The sequence below is a fragment of the Bradyrhizobium sp. BLXBL-01 genome, from assembly GCF_051853025.1.
GTDB lineage: Bacteria > Pseudomonadota > Alphaproteobacteria > Rhizobiales > Xanthobacteraceae > Bradyrhizobium.
Window position 1 is genome coordinate 5,492,367 of sequence record NZ_CP182471.1, and the last position, 15,497, is coordinate 5,507,863.

General features: G+C 66.1%; 11 protein-coding genes. 10 read left to right on the plus strand and 1 reads right to left on the minus strand.

The features are described 5' to 3' along the window. Positions 1-322 precede the first annotated feature (322 nt). The 7 genes from ACNJYA_RS25605 (at position 323) to ACNJYA_RS25635 (ending at position 9,263) form a co-directional block, all read left to right on the plus strand. On the plus strand, positions 323-1,729 hold the full coding sequence (locus ACNJYA_RS25605; protein ID WP_439400926.1) for a hypothetical protein: 1,407 nt from the start codon (positions 323-325) through the stop codon (positions 1,727-1,729). Between the two features lie 192 nt (positions 1,730-1,921). Next, positions 1,922-2,119 carry a hypothetical protein gene (locus ACNJYA_RS25610; protein ID WP_210268228.1) on the plus strand — a complete coding sequence of 66 codons (198 nt, stop codon included), beginning with the start codon at positions 1,922-1,924 and terminating at the stop codon, positions 2,117-2,119. A 54-nt stretch (positions 2,120-2,173) separates the two neighbouring features. Then, the gene (locus ACNJYA_RS25615; RefSeq protein WP_439400927.1) at positions 2,174-2,824 is read left to right on the plus strand and encodes a hypothetical protein; all 651 of its coding nucleotides are present in this window, start codon (positions 2,174-2,176) and stop codon (positions 2,822-2,824) included. Positions 2,825-3,133: 309 nt separating this feature from the next. Then, positions 3,134-4,129: an NAD(P)H-dependent flavin oxidoreductase gene (locus ACNJYA_RS25620; RefSeq protein WP_172784260.1), complete on the plus strand. Its 996-nt coding sequence runs from the start codon at positions 3,134-3,136 to the stop codon at positions 4,127-4,129. A 25-nt stretch (positions 4,130-4,154) separates the two neighbouring features. Beyond that, positions 4,155-5,123 (plus strand): zinc-binding dehydrogenase, encoded by a 969-nt coding sequence (locus ACNJYA_RS25625; protein WP_439400928.1) that lies wholly within the window; start codon positions 4,155-4,157, stop codon positions 5,121-5,123. A gap of 209 nt (positions 5,124-5,332) precedes the next feature. After that, positions 5,333-6,706 carry a cation-efflux pump gene (locus tag ACNJYA_RS25630; RefSeq protein WP_439400929.1) on the plus strand — a complete coding sequence of 458 codons (1,374 nt, stop codon included), beginning with the start codon at positions 5,333-5,335 and terminating at the stop codon, positions 6,704-6,706. Positions 6,707-6,932: 226 nt separating this feature from the next. Continuing rightward, a complete protein-coding gene (locus ACNJYA_RS25635; protein ID WP_172784257.1) occupies positions 6,933-9,263 on the plus strand; it encodes a PAS domain-containing sensor histidine kinase in 2,331 nt (776 codons plus the stop codon). 187 nt (positions 9,264-9,450) lie between these two features. Here ACNJYA_RS25635 and ACNJYA_RS25640 read toward each other — a convergent pair whose 3' ends face one another. Continuing rightward, positions 9,451-10,344, minus strand: coding sequence for a LysR family transcriptional regulator (locus tag ACNJYA_RS25640; RefSeq protein ID WP_172784256.1), 894 nt, complete (start codon positions 10,342-10,344; stop codon positions 9,451-9,453). Positions 10,345-10,569: 225 nt separating this feature from the next. Here ACNJYA_RS25640 and ACNJYA_RS25645 point away from each other — a divergent pair, with 225 nt between their 5' ends. Genes ACNJYA_RS25645 through fdhF form a run of 3 tightly spaced genes read left to right on the plus strand, consistent with a single transcriptional unit; the run spans position 10,570 to position 15,495 of the window. Then, a complete protein-coding gene (locus ACNJYA_RS25645) occupies positions 10,570-11,046 on the plus strand; it encodes a formate dehydrogenase subunit gamma (RefSeq protein ID WP_439400930.1) in 477 nt (158 codons plus the stop codon). Then, a complete protein-coding gene (locus tag ACNJYA_RS25650) occupies positions 11,043-12,599 on the plus strand; it encodes a formate dehydrogenase beta subunit (RefSeq protein ID WP_439400931.1) in 1,557 nt (518 codons plus the stop codon). Before ACNJYA_RS25645 ends, ACNJYA_RS25650 begins: the two co-directional genes overlap by 4 nt. A gap of 10 nt (positions 12,600-12,609) precedes the next feature. After that, the gene (fdhF, locus tag ACNJYA_RS25655) at positions 12,610-15,495 is read left to right on the plus strand and encodes a formate dehydrogenase subunit alpha (RefSeq protein WP_439400932.1); all 2,886 of its coding nucleotides are present in this window, start codon (positions 12,610-12,612) and stop codon (positions 15,493-15,495) included. Positions 15,496-15,497 lie beyond the last annotated feature (2 nt).

Below are 15,497 nucleotides of genomic sequence, written 5' to 3' on the forward strand. Positions count from 1 at the left end.
TAGCCCAGGGCACGTTGGTTCGTCTTGGCGCTCGCGGCTGGCCTGGGTGCAAGCGGGCCGGCACAGCGACGTGCGCGCCACCTCGCATCTTTCCGCAGCGCCTGGCGTTGACGGGATCCCGGTGCTGCGCGCCCCCGGGCGAGCCAGCGGCCCCGTCAGCACCAAGCCGAATTTCGGATAATCCGGCTTCTCCCCGTGCGCCGCCGAGCCCGAGCCGGCTGTGGATCGTTTGGCCACAAACGTCCCGCGTCGCCCCGGCCTCTTGATCTCGGTTCCGCTCTTCAATAGCAACACAGGAGTGCGCCGGCGTGAGGAATTCACGATGTGGCTGTTTTTCCTGGTTGCCTGGATCGCCCTGCTCGCCGTCATCGCAGTCTTTGCCCAGCAGGCGTTCGGTTACGACATTGCCCACCTGCCCGCCTGGTTCGCAGGCCTGTCCGTGCCGCAGCGCATTGCCACCGGCGCCATCCCTGTCCTTGCCCTGGCCCTGATCGCCGGCTCCGCCTGGCGGCTCTCGCGGCAGGACCGCAGCCTGAAGACGCTCCGCGATCGCCTCAGGAGGACCCGCGAGGACGTCGTGGTCGCCCACGCCCTGCAAAACCACCTCGATGCCACCGTCCAGCATTTGATCGAGAGCGATCCCCGGGAAGCGGTTTCCGCCCTCCACGACAAGCTGGGCGAGACCGAGCGGCGCGCCCTGCTCCAGCAAGGCCGCAACGAATCCACCGACATGCACGACCAGCTCGCCGAAATCCGCCGCCGCCAGCAGGCGCTGCGCGAGATGGTCGGCAAGGTCGCCGAGCAGCGCCGTGCGGTCGAGCCCGTCTTCACCGAGATCCGCGACCGCCAGAACCAGCTCGAACGCGCCCTGCACGACCTCGAGACCGACGACCGCAAGAACAACCTCGCCGACCGGCTCAAGGACATCGCACGCGACGTCTCAGGACTGCTGACACGGGTGAGCGCGGTCCAGGAGACGTTTGCGACCCTGAACCGGTACAAGGAGGATCTGGCGAAATCTCACGCGGAGCTGGCGCCACTGCGCTCGACCGATACCGGCATCAATGCCTTGATCAGCGAGCTTAGCCTCAGCCATGACCGCCTCGAAAAAAGCATCGACGAGCTCGAGACGGGCGGCGAGGCGCCGCTTCCCACCCGCGTGGAGACGCTGTCGCAGAACAAGATCGTGATCGAGCAGCGCCTCGCCCGCATCGACGACAATTTCAACGTCTTGAAAGGGATCCGGCTCGATTTCGAGGAGCTCAGCCAGCGCCGGGTCGAGCTCGAACGCGCGATCGCCGATGTCGAGACAGATGCGGACGGCAAGACCCTGACCGACCGCCAGAACGCGCTGAACGATTTCGTGCTCCAGTCGCGCCAGCGCCTCGGCGCGCTGCAGGAGACGCTGGCGACGATGAACGCCTTCAAGGCCGAGCTGTCGAAGTCGCAGGCCGACCTCATCCCGCTCAAGGCGCCGGTGTTCGGCATCGAGGCCATGATCGCCGAGGTCGGCGCCACCCGCGATCTCCTGGTAAAAACCGTCGGCGAGATCGAGGCGAGCGCCGGCATGACGCTGGCCTCGCGCGTCGACATGCTGACCAGAAGCAAGCGCGAAGTCGAAGACCGCCTCGCCCGCGTCTTCGAGAATTTCAACGCGCTCGATGCACTTCGCAAGGACATCGGTGGCATCTTCGCGACGATCCGGAATAGTTTGAATCGGATCGGGTGACTCTTTCGTAGGCCGCAGCGTCGACCCGCCCCCCGGAAACATCCAGACACATCACATCTCCGCGCGCCCGATCAATGCCGCCAACATGTCCCGTGCGCGCCGCAACTTGGACGCATTCGGTCGCCCTTTTGGGAGGCGTGTCTGGGGGCACGGCATGACCGTGTTTGGACCAAACCTTCTAGGGGTATCGCTGTGAAGAAGATTGTATTTGCTCTGGGTGCCACGCTTGCTCTTGCGACGGCCGCGAACGCCGCGGATCTGCCGCGCCGCCAGCCCGTGCCGGTCTACCCGGCCGAGCAAGCACCGATCGGCAAGATGCCGATTGGCAAGAGCCCGGTTGGAAAGGCCCCGATCGGCAAGGCGCCGGGCCCGGTCGCGGCGCGTTACTGACGCGCAGCGAAGTCCGCGCGAGACATTTGCGGCCGATGGTCGAGGGGGAATAACGTGACGAACAAAGCTGGTCGATCGGGATCCTGCATCCTCGCGGGCTTCGCGCTTGCGGCTATGCTCTCGTGCACGACGCCCTCGGCCTCGGCTCACGAAGCCGACAGGCGCGTTGCCGATGCGAACGCGCCTGCTACGACCGACGCCGCCGCGCGGCCTCAGCCGCAATCGACGCGGCGCTCCGTCGCGCGTGCGGAGAGAGGCCCCTACTACGTCGACTTCCGCGCCCGCACGGCCGCGAGCTGGGGCCATGCCTTCGTCTGGTACGGCAAGACCAGCGAGAAGGCCGTCGAGGTTGCGGGCCTGACGCCGGCCGGCGACACGCTCGCTTACGTGCTCGGTCACATCACCTTTGTGCCATCCGAGACCGGTGCCAGCTACGGTGATCTCGATCCGGAATATCTGACCGCGAGCTATCGGGTCTACCTGAACGAAGCCGACGCCAAGCGTGTGTTCGCCTACATCAAGGAGTTGCAGGCCAGCTCTCCGGTCTGGAACGCCGAGACCGTGAACTGCACCGGCTTCATCGGCGACATCGCCGAGTTCATGGGATTGAAGGTGCCCCATCGCTGGCAACGCCCGGAAAATTTCGTCAACAGCCTCAAGGAAATCAACGGCAGGCGCCAGATGGTGCGGTTGTCGGCGAAGTAGCTCCTCGCCCCATACTCGGTGTCATTGCCCGCGTAGGCGGGCAATCCAGTATTCCAGAGACCGCGAGGCTAGAGCCGAGACGCCGCGGCGTACTGGATGCCCCGGTCAAGCCGGGGCATGACGACGGTGTCTTGAGCAAAGGCTTGTGCAGACAGCAGCGCACGCCAATTGTCCGCCCTGCGGAATCTCCTCGCCTTCCGCATGGTCGCCCCGCCCGGCGGCGCAATAGACTTTTCCCACCCCCGGCGGCATCCTCCCCGCCAGTCAATGGATAACAGAGCGCCACGCCGGGCGCGGGGGAAACAGATCATGTTGCAGACACGGTTCACCAGGCTCGTCGGCGTCCAGCACCCGATCGTTCAGGGCGGCATGCAATGGGTCGGACGGGCCGAGCTGGTGGCGGCGGTCGCCAATGCCGGCGCGCTCGGCTTCATCACGGCGCTGACCCAGCCGACGCCGGAGGACCTGACCAAGGAGATCGCGCGCTGCCGCGACCTGACCGACAAGCCGTTCGGCGTCAACCTCACCATCCTGCCGGCGATCAAGCCGCCGCCCTATGCCGAGTACCGCGCCGCGATCATCGAGAGCGGCATCACGGTGGTCGAGACCGCCGGCAACAAGCCGCAGGAGCACGTCGACGAGTTCAGGAAGCACGGCGTCAAGGTCGTGCACAAATGCACCAGCGTCCGTCACGCCCTCTCGGCCGAGCGGATGGGCGTCGACGCCATCTCGATCGACGGCTTCGAATGCGCCGGCCATCCCGGCGAGGACGACACGCCCGGCCTGATCCTGATCCCGGCCGCTGCCAACAAGATCAAGATCCCGATGATCGCCTCGGGCGGCTTCGCAGATGCCCGCGGCCTCGTCGCGGCGCTGGCGCTGGGAGCCGAGGGCATCAACATGGGCACCCGCTTCATGGCCACCAGGGAGAGCCCGATCCACCAGTCCATCAAGGAGAAGATCGTCGCCAATGACGAGCGCGAGACCGAGCTGATCTTCCGCACCATGCGCAACACCTCGCGCGTGGCCAAGAACGCCGTCTCGACCAAGGTCGTCGCGATGGAGAAGGAAGGCGCCAAGTTCGAGGATATCCGCGAGCTGGTTGCCGGCGCCCGCGGCAAGATGGTCTATGCCACCGGCAATTCCGACGAAGGCATCTGGTCGGCCGGCCAGGTGCAGGGCCTGATCCAGGACATCCCGAGCTGTGCCGAACTCGTCTCCCGCATCGTGCGCGAGGCGGAGGCGATCATTCGCAGCCGGCTGGAGGGGATGATCGTTCAGCCACAACGCGAAGCAGCGGAATAATCACTGCAACACGTGAGAGTATTGCATGAAAGCCTACGTCTACGGCCCTGAAGGCGCGAGGATTTCCGACATCCTTCAACCGAAGCCGAAGGGCACGCAGGTGCTCGTCCGCGTCCGCGCCTGTGGCCTCAACCGCGCCGACACCGGCATGCGCAAGGGCCACGCCCATGGCGCGGCCGGCGGCGTCGGCACCGTGCTCGGCATGGAATGGGCCGGCGAGGTTGCCGAGCTCGGGCCCGACGCGAAGGGTGTCAAAGTCGGTGACCGCATCATGGGCTCGGGCGGTGCGGCCTTCGCCGAATATACGCTGGCCGATCACGGCCGGCTGTTCCACGCGCCCTCGAACATGAATTTCGAGGAGGCCGCCACCCTCCCCGTCGCGCTCGCGACCATGCACAACGCCGTCGTCACCGTTGGCGGCGTGCAGGCAGGACAGAGCGTGCTGATCCAAGGTGCGAGCTCCGGCGTCGGCCTGATGGCGATGCAGATTGCCAGGCTCAAAGGCGCAAAACTCGTGATCGGCTCGTCCACCGACGCCACTCGCCGCGGCCGGCTGAAGGAATATGGCGCCGACCTCGCCGTCGACAGCTCCGATCCGAAATGGGTGGACGAGGTGCTGAAGGCGACGAACGGCGAAGGCGTCGACCTCATCGTCGACCAGGTCTCGGGCAAGGTCGCCAATCAGAACCTCGCCGCAACCAAGGTGAAGGGTCGCATCGTCAATGTCGGCCGCCTCGGCGGCACCCACGCCGACTTCAATTTCGACCTGCACGCGGCCCGCCGCATCGACTATGTCGGGGTCACCTTCCGCACCCGCACGATCGAGGAGGTCCGCGAGATCTTTGCCGAGGTCCGCAAGGACATCTGGGGCGCGGTGGAATCGCGCAAGCTGCAACTGCCGATCGACAAGGTGTTCGCGTTCGGCGACATCGACCAGGCGTTCGCGCACATGGAGGCGAACAAGCATCTGGGGAAGATCGTGGTGACGGTGTGAGGGCGCGGACAGCGGTCCCGTAGGGTGGGCAAAGCGAAGCGTGCCCACGATCTCTGTATCCATCGCGGACGAATGGTGGGCACGGCGCTAACGCGCCTTTGCCCACCCTACTTGGCCGGAGCAAGGCGTAGAACGCTCCTGCAACTCACTCGCGACTACAGCTGTGGATCGGCGCTTGATGTTCAGCCATGGGCTGCTAAATCCCCGCCATGACCTCCCAGCACAACAAGACCTCGGTCGCGGCCATCTCGATCTTCGCCAGCGGCGGCATGGCGGCGGCCAAATTCGTGGTCGGGATCGCGATCGGCTCGCTGGCGCTGATCTCCGAGGCCCTGCATTCCTCGATCGACCTGGTCGCGACCATCATCACCTGGGCGGTGGTGCGGGTCTCCGACAAGCCCGCGGATGAGGAGCACCATTACGGTCATGGCAAGCTGGAAAGCGTCTCGGCGCTCGGGGTCACCGCCCTGCTCTACGTGCTCGCCGGCGGCATCCTGGTCGAGGCCTATAGCCGGCTGCGCGAGGGAACCCCGCCGCCGACCATCTCCGCCGTGCCGTTCGTGGTGCTGGTGATCGATATCGCCGTCAATCTCTGGCGCGCCCGCGCCCTGCATCGTGCCGCGCGCGAGACCAGGAGCCAGGCGCTGGCGGCGGACGCGCTGCATTTCGCCTCGGACGTAATGGGCTCCTGCGCCGTGATCGTGGGCCTGATCCTGGCTGGGCTCGGCTTCTGGTGGGGCGATGCCGCGGCGGCCGCAGCCGTTGCCGTGATGATCGCAGCGCTCGGCCTGCGCATGGCCGGCTCGACCGTGCAGACGCTGGTCGATCGCGCGCCCGAAGGCGCGCAGGAGAAGGCCACAGCCGCGATCCGCGGCGTGCCTGGTGTGATCGACGTCGAACGCTTGCGCGTGCGCATGGTCGGAGCGACCACGTTCATCGACACCATCGCGAAGGTGCCGCGAACCTATCCGATCGACCGCGTCGAGGACATCAAGCGCAACGCGCAGGCCGCCGTCGCCAGGGCTTTCGGCGATGCCGACCTCACCTTCGCCGCAGTGCCCGTCGCGCGCGACAACGAAACCGTGCGCGACCGCATCATGGTGATCGCGCGCAATTCCGCCCTCGCCGTCCACCACGTCACGGTGCACGATCTTGGCGCCAAGCTGATCGTCAGCATCGACCTCGAGGTCGATGCCGACATGGCACTCGAGGCCGCCCACGACGTCGCCAACACGCTGGAGCGCAACATCCAGGAGGAGTTCGGCGAGGACGTCGAGGTCGACGTTCACATCGAGCCGCTGGAACCGGAACTGCCGTTCGGCGTCGATGCCGCGCCCGAGAGGGTGCAGACCATCGCCGCCGCACTGGCCGAGTTCGCCGGCGAAGGCGAGATCCACGACATCCACAATGTGCGGGTCCGCAACACCGACGCCGGCGAGATCGTCAACTTCCACTGCCGCGCGGCACCGTCGATGAGCGTGATCAAGGTGCACGAGCATGTCGACGCGATCGAGCGCGCGTTGCGGCGCGCGTTCCCGAGCGTGAAGCGCGTCATCAGCCACGCCGAGCCGCCGCGCGCGTGATGAAGAATGCGCGGCGAGTCACACGTTCTCGTTTCGGACTCCTCGCGTCCGTGAGTTTGCGGACGCGCGATGCATAAACTGCGCGTTGGATAAGAATAATTTCGCGTTAACGATTCGTTGACTCTCGACAGCCCGCGAAAACTGGATTCAAATCGGTGTGATTCGGAAGCGATGTGGGGCTGCTTCCGGACCTCAGTTGCAAGCTGGTTTTCAGGGGGCCGAAGGCATGTCGCGCGCAGACGCCGCGAGCGCGTGCGTCCAATCCGATTCGATCAAGGGATTGGCGCAATCGATCGCGAAACCTGCCTATCACCGGCTCCTGATCGCGGAGCCGGCGCTGCGCCGCGCCGTGCCGACGCTCATCATCGCCTTCCTGATCACGATCTGCCTCGGCGCGTTCGTGCAGGTGGTCGATCAGACGCGCCAGAAGCGACTGGTGGTCCGCCACGACATTTCGGCGCTCGCCGACCTGCTCGCCGAGCGCATCGACCGCCTCACCTCGGTTCGTCAGGAGCGGCTCAGGAACATCGAGAGCCTGCCGACGCTGCTGCCCGATCTCATTCCGTCCTGGGCCACGGCCTCCGGCCGCCACGTCATCGTCACCTCCGCCGGCATCGACCGCCGCATCCTCGCCCGCATCCCGGCCGACAGCGATCCCTCAGGCAACGACCGCCTGCTCGATGCGATCACGACCGCGCAGCTGATCGCAGCGCCGCCGCGCGACGGCAACATCGCCGACATGACGCTGCCGAGCGGCAACGCGGCGATGGCGACCTCGCGGCAGATCAAGTCGCTGCCCGGCTTCGTCACCGTGATCCAGGAGCGCAACGAGCCGATCTGGGGCTCGGACGCCGCGCTCTCGGTGACGCTGTCGGCGACCACGGGCTTCGTCGTCCTGATCCTCGGCTTCGCCTTCCACTGGCAGTCGACCCGCGCCCGCGAAGGCGATCTCATCAACGACGCCGTGCGCGGCCGCATCGACACCGCGCTCAACCGCGGCCGCTGCGGGCTGTGGGACTGGGACCTGTCGCGCGGCCGGATCTTCTGGTCGCAGTCGATGTTCTCGATGCTCGGCCTCGACGGCCGTCACGAGCTCCTCACCTTCGGCGAGGTCAACGCGCTGGTGAAGTCCGACGACATCGACCTGTTCGAGATTGCCGACCAGCTCATCTCCGAGAAGATCGACCACATCGACCAGACCTTCCGCATGCAGCATGTCGACGGCCACTGGATCTGGCTCCGCGTCCGCTGCGAGAAGACCCGCGGCGCCACGGATTCCAGCGTGCACCTGATCGGAATCGCGGTCGACATCACCGAGCAGAAGAGCCTTGCCGAAAAGACCGTGGAAGCCGACCTTCGCCTGCGCGACGCGATCGAGACCATTCCGGAGGCCTTTGTGCTGTGGGATGCGAGCGACCGCCTGGTGCTCTGCAACTCGCACTTCCAGCGCCTGCACAAGCTGCCGGACACCGCCGTCATCCCCGGCACCTCCTACGAGACCGTGCTCGAGGTCGGCCGCATGCCGGAGGTGCGCACCCGCCACAACGAGACTGCGGCCCAAGGCCCGGGCGCGCGTACCTTCGAGGCGCAGCTCGACGACGGCAGCTGGCTGCACATCAGCGAGCGCCGCACCAAGGATGGCGGCTACGTCTCGGTCGGCACCGACATCACCCGCATCAAGGAGCACGAGCAGAAGCTGGTCGACAACGATCTGCGCCTGCGCGCCACCGTCATCGACCTCAAGCGCTCGCAGGCCGCGCTGGAGCGCCAGGCGGTCGAGCTCGCCGACCTCGCGGAAAAGTATCAGCGCGAGAAGACCCGCGCCGAGGAAGCCAACCAGACCAAGTCGAAATTCCTCGCCAATATGAGCCACGAGCTGCGCACGCCGCTCAATGCCATCATCGGCTTCTCCGAGATCATGGGCTCGGGCATGTTCGGCGAGCTCGGCAGCGAGAAGTACCAGGAATACTGCCAGGACATCCTGACCAGCGGCCATTATCTGCTCGAGGTCATCAACGACATCCTCGACATGTCCAAGATCGAGGCCGGCCGCATGAAGCTCGACATGGAAGAGCTCGACCTCGCGCAGACGCTGGCCGAATCCTTGCGGGTCGTCACCGGCCGCGCACAGGACAAGCACCTGAAGTTGGATGCCGACATCGCAAAATCCATCTCGGTCGTCGCCGACCGCCGTGCCACCAAGCAGATCATCGTCAACCTGCTCTCCAACGCCGTGAAGTTCACGCCCGACGGCGGACGCGTCGTGGTGCGCAGCCGGCAGCTCGACGACAGGATCGTGCTGATGATCGCCGACACCGGCATCGGCATCGCGCCGCATTCGCTGGCGCGGCTCGGGCGTCCCTTCGAGCAGGTCGAGAGCCAGCTCACCAAGACCTATCACGGCTCGGGCCTCGGCCTTGCCATCGCCCGCTCGCTGGCGCAGCTCCATGGCGGCTCGATGCGCCTGCGCTCGAAGATCGACGTCGGCACCGTCGTGCGCGTGACCCTGCCGCGCGATGCGATCAAGGCCGCGTCGGGGATATCGGCTGCGGCGTAGCGCACGGCGGGAAGCTCGCCTGCGGCCATCCTTCGAGACGCCCGCCTCCGGCGGGCCCTCAGGATGAGGGCGGAATACGCGGCAGCAGTTTCAACGAACACCGATACAACGGAGCCTCATCCTGAGGAGCCCGCGAAGCGGGCGTCTCGAAGGACGAGGCGCTTGCTCAGGCCCTCCCGCCTAGCCCCTACAATTGCAGCGTCGGCGCGACTTCCCGCGCGACGTTGACCAGCGCTGCGATCAGCGGCGTCATGGGATCGCGCTGCGGGACCACCATGCCGATGCTGTAATTGACCTCGGGATCGACGATCGGAATTGACCGCACGGTGTCGGACAGGCCGAGCGTCTCGGCGAGCTTCGCCGGCATCACGCTCGCCCAGCGTCCCGTCTTGACGTGCGTGAACAGCACCAGCAGCGAGTTCGACGTCAGCGTCGGTGTCGCCTCCGCACCGACCGATCGCAGCGCGCGGTCGATGATGCGGCGGTTCTGCATGTCGGGCGTCAAGAGGCACAGCGGCACCTGCCCGACCTCGGTCCAGGTCACCGTCTCGCGGTCGCCGAACATCGCGTCCGGCGCGGTGAGCAGGCGGTAGCTCTCGTTGTAGAGCGGAATGGTGCGCACCTTGCCGATCGGCTCGTTCTCGATATAGGTCAGTCCCGCATCGACCTCGAGATTTTCGAGCAGCCCGAGCACCTCGGACGAGGTGGTGGACTGGATGCGGAAGCGCACCTCGGGATGCTTGGCGCGGAACGGCGTCGTCAGCGCGGCGACCATGCCGAGCACGGTCGGGATCGCCGCGATGCGGATCTCGCCGGAGAGCTGATGCTTCAGCCCGTTGATCTCGTCGCGCATCGCGCGGGCATCGCCGACGATCCGCCGCGCCCAGTCGAGCGCCCGCTCGCCTTCGGGGGTAAATCCCTGAAAGCGCGAGCCGCGCTGGACCAGCATCACGCCGAGAATTTCCTCGAGCTGCTTGAGCCCGGTCGACATCGTCGGTTGCGTTACGCCGCAGGCTTCGGCCGCGCGTCCGAAATGTCGCTCCTTGGCCAACGCCAGCAATAGCTCAAGCTTGTCAATCAACCGGTCGTCCCCTCGAATTCCATCGTGGCATGCAAGTTAGCACGCCGGGCCTGCACCAACACGTAAAAACCGGCAGCCGATCCAACTTTCATTACCAATCCGTATCAATCAATCGCGGTTGCAAATCGATCGGAATCCGCAATCGCAGCACGGGACAGCTTTATTGATCTGCGAATGATTCCAACTAGTTTGCGGCGAAGGAAACGCTCTGGTTGAGAACGAAGAATGACAGCGGTTTTTGAGCCTTGGAACGAGACGCGCGGCGCCGAGATCATCGCCGAACATGCCGGCCAGGAGGGCGCGACGCTCGTCATCCTGCACGCGCTTCAGGAGGCGTTCGGCTATGTGCCGGAGGCGGCGATTCCCATGGTGGCGCAAGCGCTCAACCTGTCGCGCGCCGAGGTGCATGGCGTGTTCACCTTCTATCATGACTTCCGACACAAACCGGCCGGCCGTCACGTTCTGAAGCTGTGCCGCGCCGAGGCCTGCCAGGCTGCCGGCGGCGATGCCCTGGCTGCGCGGGCCGAGGCGAAGCTCGGCGTGTCGCTCGGCAACACCACGGCCGACGATCGCGTCACGCTGGAGCCGATCTACTGCCTTGGCCTCTGCGCGACCGCGCCGTCCGCGATGCTCGACGGCCGCCTGATCGGCCGGCTCGACCAGAAGCGCCTCGATGCACTGGTTGCGGAGGTGCAGCGATGAGCATGCGTGTCTACGTCTCACGTGATGCCGGCGCGGTCGCCGTCGGTGCCGACGAGGTCGCCCTGGCGCTGGAGCAGGCCGCCGCCAAGCGCGGCGTTGCCATCGAGATCGTCAGAACCGGCTCGCGCGGAATGTACTGGCTGGAGCCGCTGGTCGAGGTCGCAACGCCGCAGGGACGCATCGCCTTCGGCCCCGTCACCGCGGCCGACGTGCCCTCGCTGCTCGACGCGCTCGCCCGCAACACGCCGCATCTGTTGCGGCTCGGGGCCACCGACGAGATCCCCTGGCTGAAGCGCCAGACCCGCCTCACCTTCGCCCGTTGCGGCGTGATCGATCCGCGCTTGCTCGACGACTACCGCGCCCATGGCGGCTACAAGGGCCTCGCGCGGGCTCTGTCGCTTGGCTCGGATGCGGTCCTCACCGAAGTCACCGCATCGGGCCTGCGCGGCCGCGGCGGCGCGGGCTTTCCGACCGGCATCAAGTGGAAGACCGTCGCGCAGGCCAAGGCCGACCGCAAGTTCATCGTCTGCAACGCCGACGAAGGCGACAGCGGCACTTTCGCCGACCGCATGATCATGGAAGGCGATCCCTTCCTGGTGATCGAGGGCATGACCATCGCCGGCCTCACTGTCGGCGCGACCAAGGGCTATATCTACATTCGCAGCGAATATCCGCACGCCGTGGAAGCGATGAACGCCGCCATTCTGGTTGCGAAGCGCGGCGGCTATCTCGGCGACAAGATCGGCGGCTCGAAGCAAACCTTCGATCTCGAAGTCCGCGTCGGCGCCGGCGCCTATGTCTGCGGCGAGGAGACCTCGCTGCTGGAGAGCCTCGAAGGCCGCCGCGGCATCGTGCGTGCAAAACCGCCGCTGCCGGCGCATCACGGCCTGTTCGGCAAGCCGACCGTCATCAACAACGTGCTGTCGTTTGCCGCGATCCCCTTCATCCTCTCCGAGGGCGCCAGGACCTATGCCGATTTCGGCATGGGTCGCTCGCGCGGGACGATGCCGATCCAGCTCGCCGGCAACATCCGCTACGGCGGCCTGTTCGAGACGGCATTCGGTGTGACGCTCGGCGAGCTCGTCGATGACATCGGCGGCGGCACCTTCACCGGCCGCCCGGTCCGCGCGGTGCAGGTCGGCGGTCCGCTGGGCGCCTATTTCCCGCGCGCTTTGTTCGACACCCCCTTCGACTACGAGGCCTTCGCCGCACGCGACGGCCTGATCGGCCATGGCGGCATCGTCGTGTTCGACGACAGCGTCGACATGCGCAGGCAGGCGCGCTTCGCCATGGAGTTCTGCGCCGTCGAATCCTGCGGCAAGTGCACGCCGTGCCGGATCGGCTCGACCCGCGGCGTCGAGACCATCGAGAAGGTCATGAGAGGCGAGCGCGTCCATGAAAACATCGCGCTGGTCGAGGACCTCTGCAACACCATGAAATTCGGCTCGCTCTGTGCACTCGGCGGCTTCACGCCCTACCCCGTGCTCAGCGCATTGAAGCATTTCCGGGAGGATTTCGCACCCATCCCGACCACGCTGCAGGCTGCTGAATAGGAGAACGACGATGTCTCTGATCGAAGAAATCGACTACGGCACGCCACGCTCCAAATCGGAAACGATGGTGACGCTGACCATCGACGGCAGAGAGGTCACGGTGCCCGAGGGCACGTCGATCATGCGCGCCGCGATGGATGCGGGCCACCAGATCCCGAAGCTCTGCGCGACCGACATGGTGGACGCGTACGGCTCCTGCCGGCTCTGCCTCGTCGAGATCGAGGGCCGCGCCGGCACGCCGGCCTCCTGCACCACGCCTGTGATGAACGGCCTCGTCGTGCACACCCAGACCGAGCGGCTCAAGAAGCTGCGCAAGGGCGTGATGGAGCTCTACATCTCCGACCATCCACTCAACTGCCTCACCTGCGGCGCCAACGGCGATTGCGAATTGCAGGACATGGCCGGCGCCGTCGGCCTGCGCGACGTGCGCTACGGCTATGAGGGCGAGAACCACGTCTTCGCCAAGACACCTGGCAAGTCCCACGGCTGCGACAACGACCACTGGATGCCGAAGGACGAGTCCAACCCGTACTTCACCTATGATCCCTCCAAGTGCATCGTCTGCTCGCGCTGCGTCCGCGCCTGCGAGGAGGTGCAGGGCACCTTCGCGCTGACGATTTCCGGCCGCGGCTTCGACAGCCGCGTCTCGCCCGGCATGAGCGAGAGTTTTCTGGGCTCCGAATGCGTCTCCTGCGGCGCCTGCGTGCAGGCCTGCCCGACCGCGACGCTGACGGAAAAGTCCGTGATCGAGATCGGCCAGCCCGAGCATTCGGTGGTCACCACCTGCGCCTATTGCGGCGTCGGCTGCGCCTTCAAGGCGGAGATGCGCGGCGAGGAAGTCGTGCGCATGGTGCCCTACAAGGACGGCAAGGCCAATCGCGGCCATTCCTGCGTCAAGGGCCGCTTCGCCTGGGGTTACACCAACCACAAGGAGCGCATCCTCAAGCCCATGATCCGCGAGCGGATCGAGGATCCCTGGCGCGAAGTGTCCTGGGACGCGGCGTTCTCGTTTGCCGCCGCCAGGATGCGCGGCATCCAGAAGACATACGGCCGCGACGCCATCGGCGGCATCACCTCCTCGCGCTGCACCAACGAAGAGACCTATCTGGTGCAGAAGCTGATCCGCGCCGGCTTCGGCAACAACAATGTCGATACCTGCGCCCGCGTCTGCCACTCGCCGACCGGCTATGGGCTCGCCACCACCTTCGGCACCTCCGCCGGCACGCAGGATTTCGACTCGGTCGAGGACACCGATGTCGTGGTCGTCATCGGCGCCAACCCGGCCTCCGCCCATCCGGTGTTCGCCTCGCGCCTGAAGAAGCGGCTGCGCCAGGGCGCCAAGCTGATCGTGATCGATCCGCGCCGCACCGAGATGGTGGAATCGCCGCATGTGAAGGCGCTGCACCTGCCCCTGATGCCCGGCACCAACGTCGCAGTCATGACCGCGTTGGCGCATGTCATCGTCACCGAAGGGCTCGTCAACGAAGCCTTCGTTCGCGAGCGCTGCGACTGGAGCGAGTTCGAGGAATGGGCCACCTTCGTCGCCCAGCCGAACAACAGCCCCGAAGCCACCGCCATCCTCACCGGCGTCAATCCGAAAGACCTGCGCGAAGCTGCCCGCATCTACGCCACCGGCGGCAACGGCGCGATCTATTACGGCCTCGGCGTCACCGAGCACAGCCAAGGCTCGACCACGGTGATCGCGATCGCGAACCTTGCGATGGTCACAGGCAATATCGGCCGTCCCGGCGTTGGCGTGAACCCGCTGCGCGGCCAGAACAACGTGCAGGGCTCCTGCGACATGGGCTCGTTCCCGCACGAGTTGCCCGGCTATCGCCACGTCTCGGGCGATGCCGTGCGCGACCAGTTCGAGGCGCTGTGGAAGGTCAAGCTCAACCCCGAGCCGGGCCTGCGCATCCCCAACATGTTCGATGCCGCGGTCGAAGGCACCTTCATGGGGATCTACGTTCAGGGCGAGGACATCCTACAGTCCGATCCCAACACCAGCCACGTGGTCGCGGCGCTGTCGGCGATGGAATGCGTCATCGTCCACGACCTCTTCCTGAACGAGACCGCGAACTACGCCCACGTCTTCCTGCCCGGCTCGAGCTTCCTCGAGAAGGACGGCACCTTCACCAACGCCGAGCGCCGCATCCAGCGCGTCCGCAAGGTGATGACGCCGAAGAACGGCCTGGCCGATTGGGAGGTCACCATCGGCCTTGCCAAGGCGATGGGCTTCGAGATGAACTACAGCCACCCTTCCGAGATCATGGACGAGATCGCGGCGCTGACGCCGACCTTCGCCGGCGTCTCCTATGCCAAGCTCGACGAGCTCGGCTCGGTGCAATGGCCCTGCAACGACAAGGCGCCCGAGGGCACGCCGGTGATGCATATCGACGGCTTCGTCCGCGGCAAGGGCAAGTTCGTCGTCACCGAATATGTCGCGACCGACGAGCGCACCGGCCCGCGCTATCCGCTGTTGCTCACCACGGGCCGCATCCTCAGCCAGTACAATGTCGGCGCGCAGACAAGGCGCACCGAGAACGTGGTCTGGCACGCCGAGGACCGCCTCGAAATCCACCCGCATGATGCCGAGCAGCGCGGCGTGCGCGACGGTGACTGGGTGCGGCTGAAGAGCCGCGCCGGCGAGACCACGCTGCGCGCGGAAATCACCGACCGCGTCGCGCCGGGCGTCGTCTACACCACCTTCCACCATCCGGACACGCAGGCCAACGTCATCACCACCGACTATTCGGACTGGGCAACCAACTGCCCCGAATACAAGGTCACGGCGGTGCAGGTCTCGCCCTCGAACGGCCCGTCCGACTGGCAGAAGGCCTATGATACACAGGCGCGCCAATCCCGCCGCATCGTACCGGCCGAAGCCGCGGAGTAAGG

What these genes read in the sequence shown, in the direction of transcription:
- ACNJYA_RS25625 (WP_439400928.1), top strand. Translation starts at nt 4,155, where the DNA reads ATGAAAGCCTACGTCTACGGCCCTGAAGGCGCGAGGATTTCCGACATC.
- fdhF (WP_439400932.1), top strand. Translation starts at nt 12,610, where the DNA reads ATGTCTCTGATCGAAGAAATCGACTACGGCACGCCACGCTCCAAATCG.
- ACNJYA_RS25635 (WP_172784257.1), top strand. Translation starts at nt 6,933, where the DNA reads ATGTCGCGCGCAGACGCCGCGAGCGCGTGCGTCCAATCCGATTCGATC.
- ACNJYA_RS25620 (WP_172784260.1), top strand. Translation starts at nt 3,134, where the DNA reads ATGTTGCAGACACGGTTCACCAGGCTCGTCGGCGTCCAGCACCCGATC.
- ACNJYA_RS25605 (WP_439400926.1), top strand. Translation starts at nt 323, where the DNA reads ATGTGGCTGTTTTTCCTGGTTGCCTGGATCGCCCTGCTCGCCGTCATC.
- ACNJYA_RS25645 (WP_439400930.1), top strand. Translation starts at nt 10,570, where the DNA reads ATGACAGCGGTTTTTGAGCCTTGGAACGAGACGCGCGGCGCCGAGATC.
- ACNJYA_RS25630 (WP_439400929.1), top strand. Translation starts at nt 5,333, where the DNA reads ATGACCTCCCAGCACAACAAGACCTCGGTCGCGGCCATCTCGATCTTC.
- ACNJYA_RS25650 (WP_439400931.1), top strand. Translation starts at nt 11,043, where the DNA reads ATGAGCATGCGTGTCTACGTCTCACGTGATGCCGGCGCGGTCGCCGTC.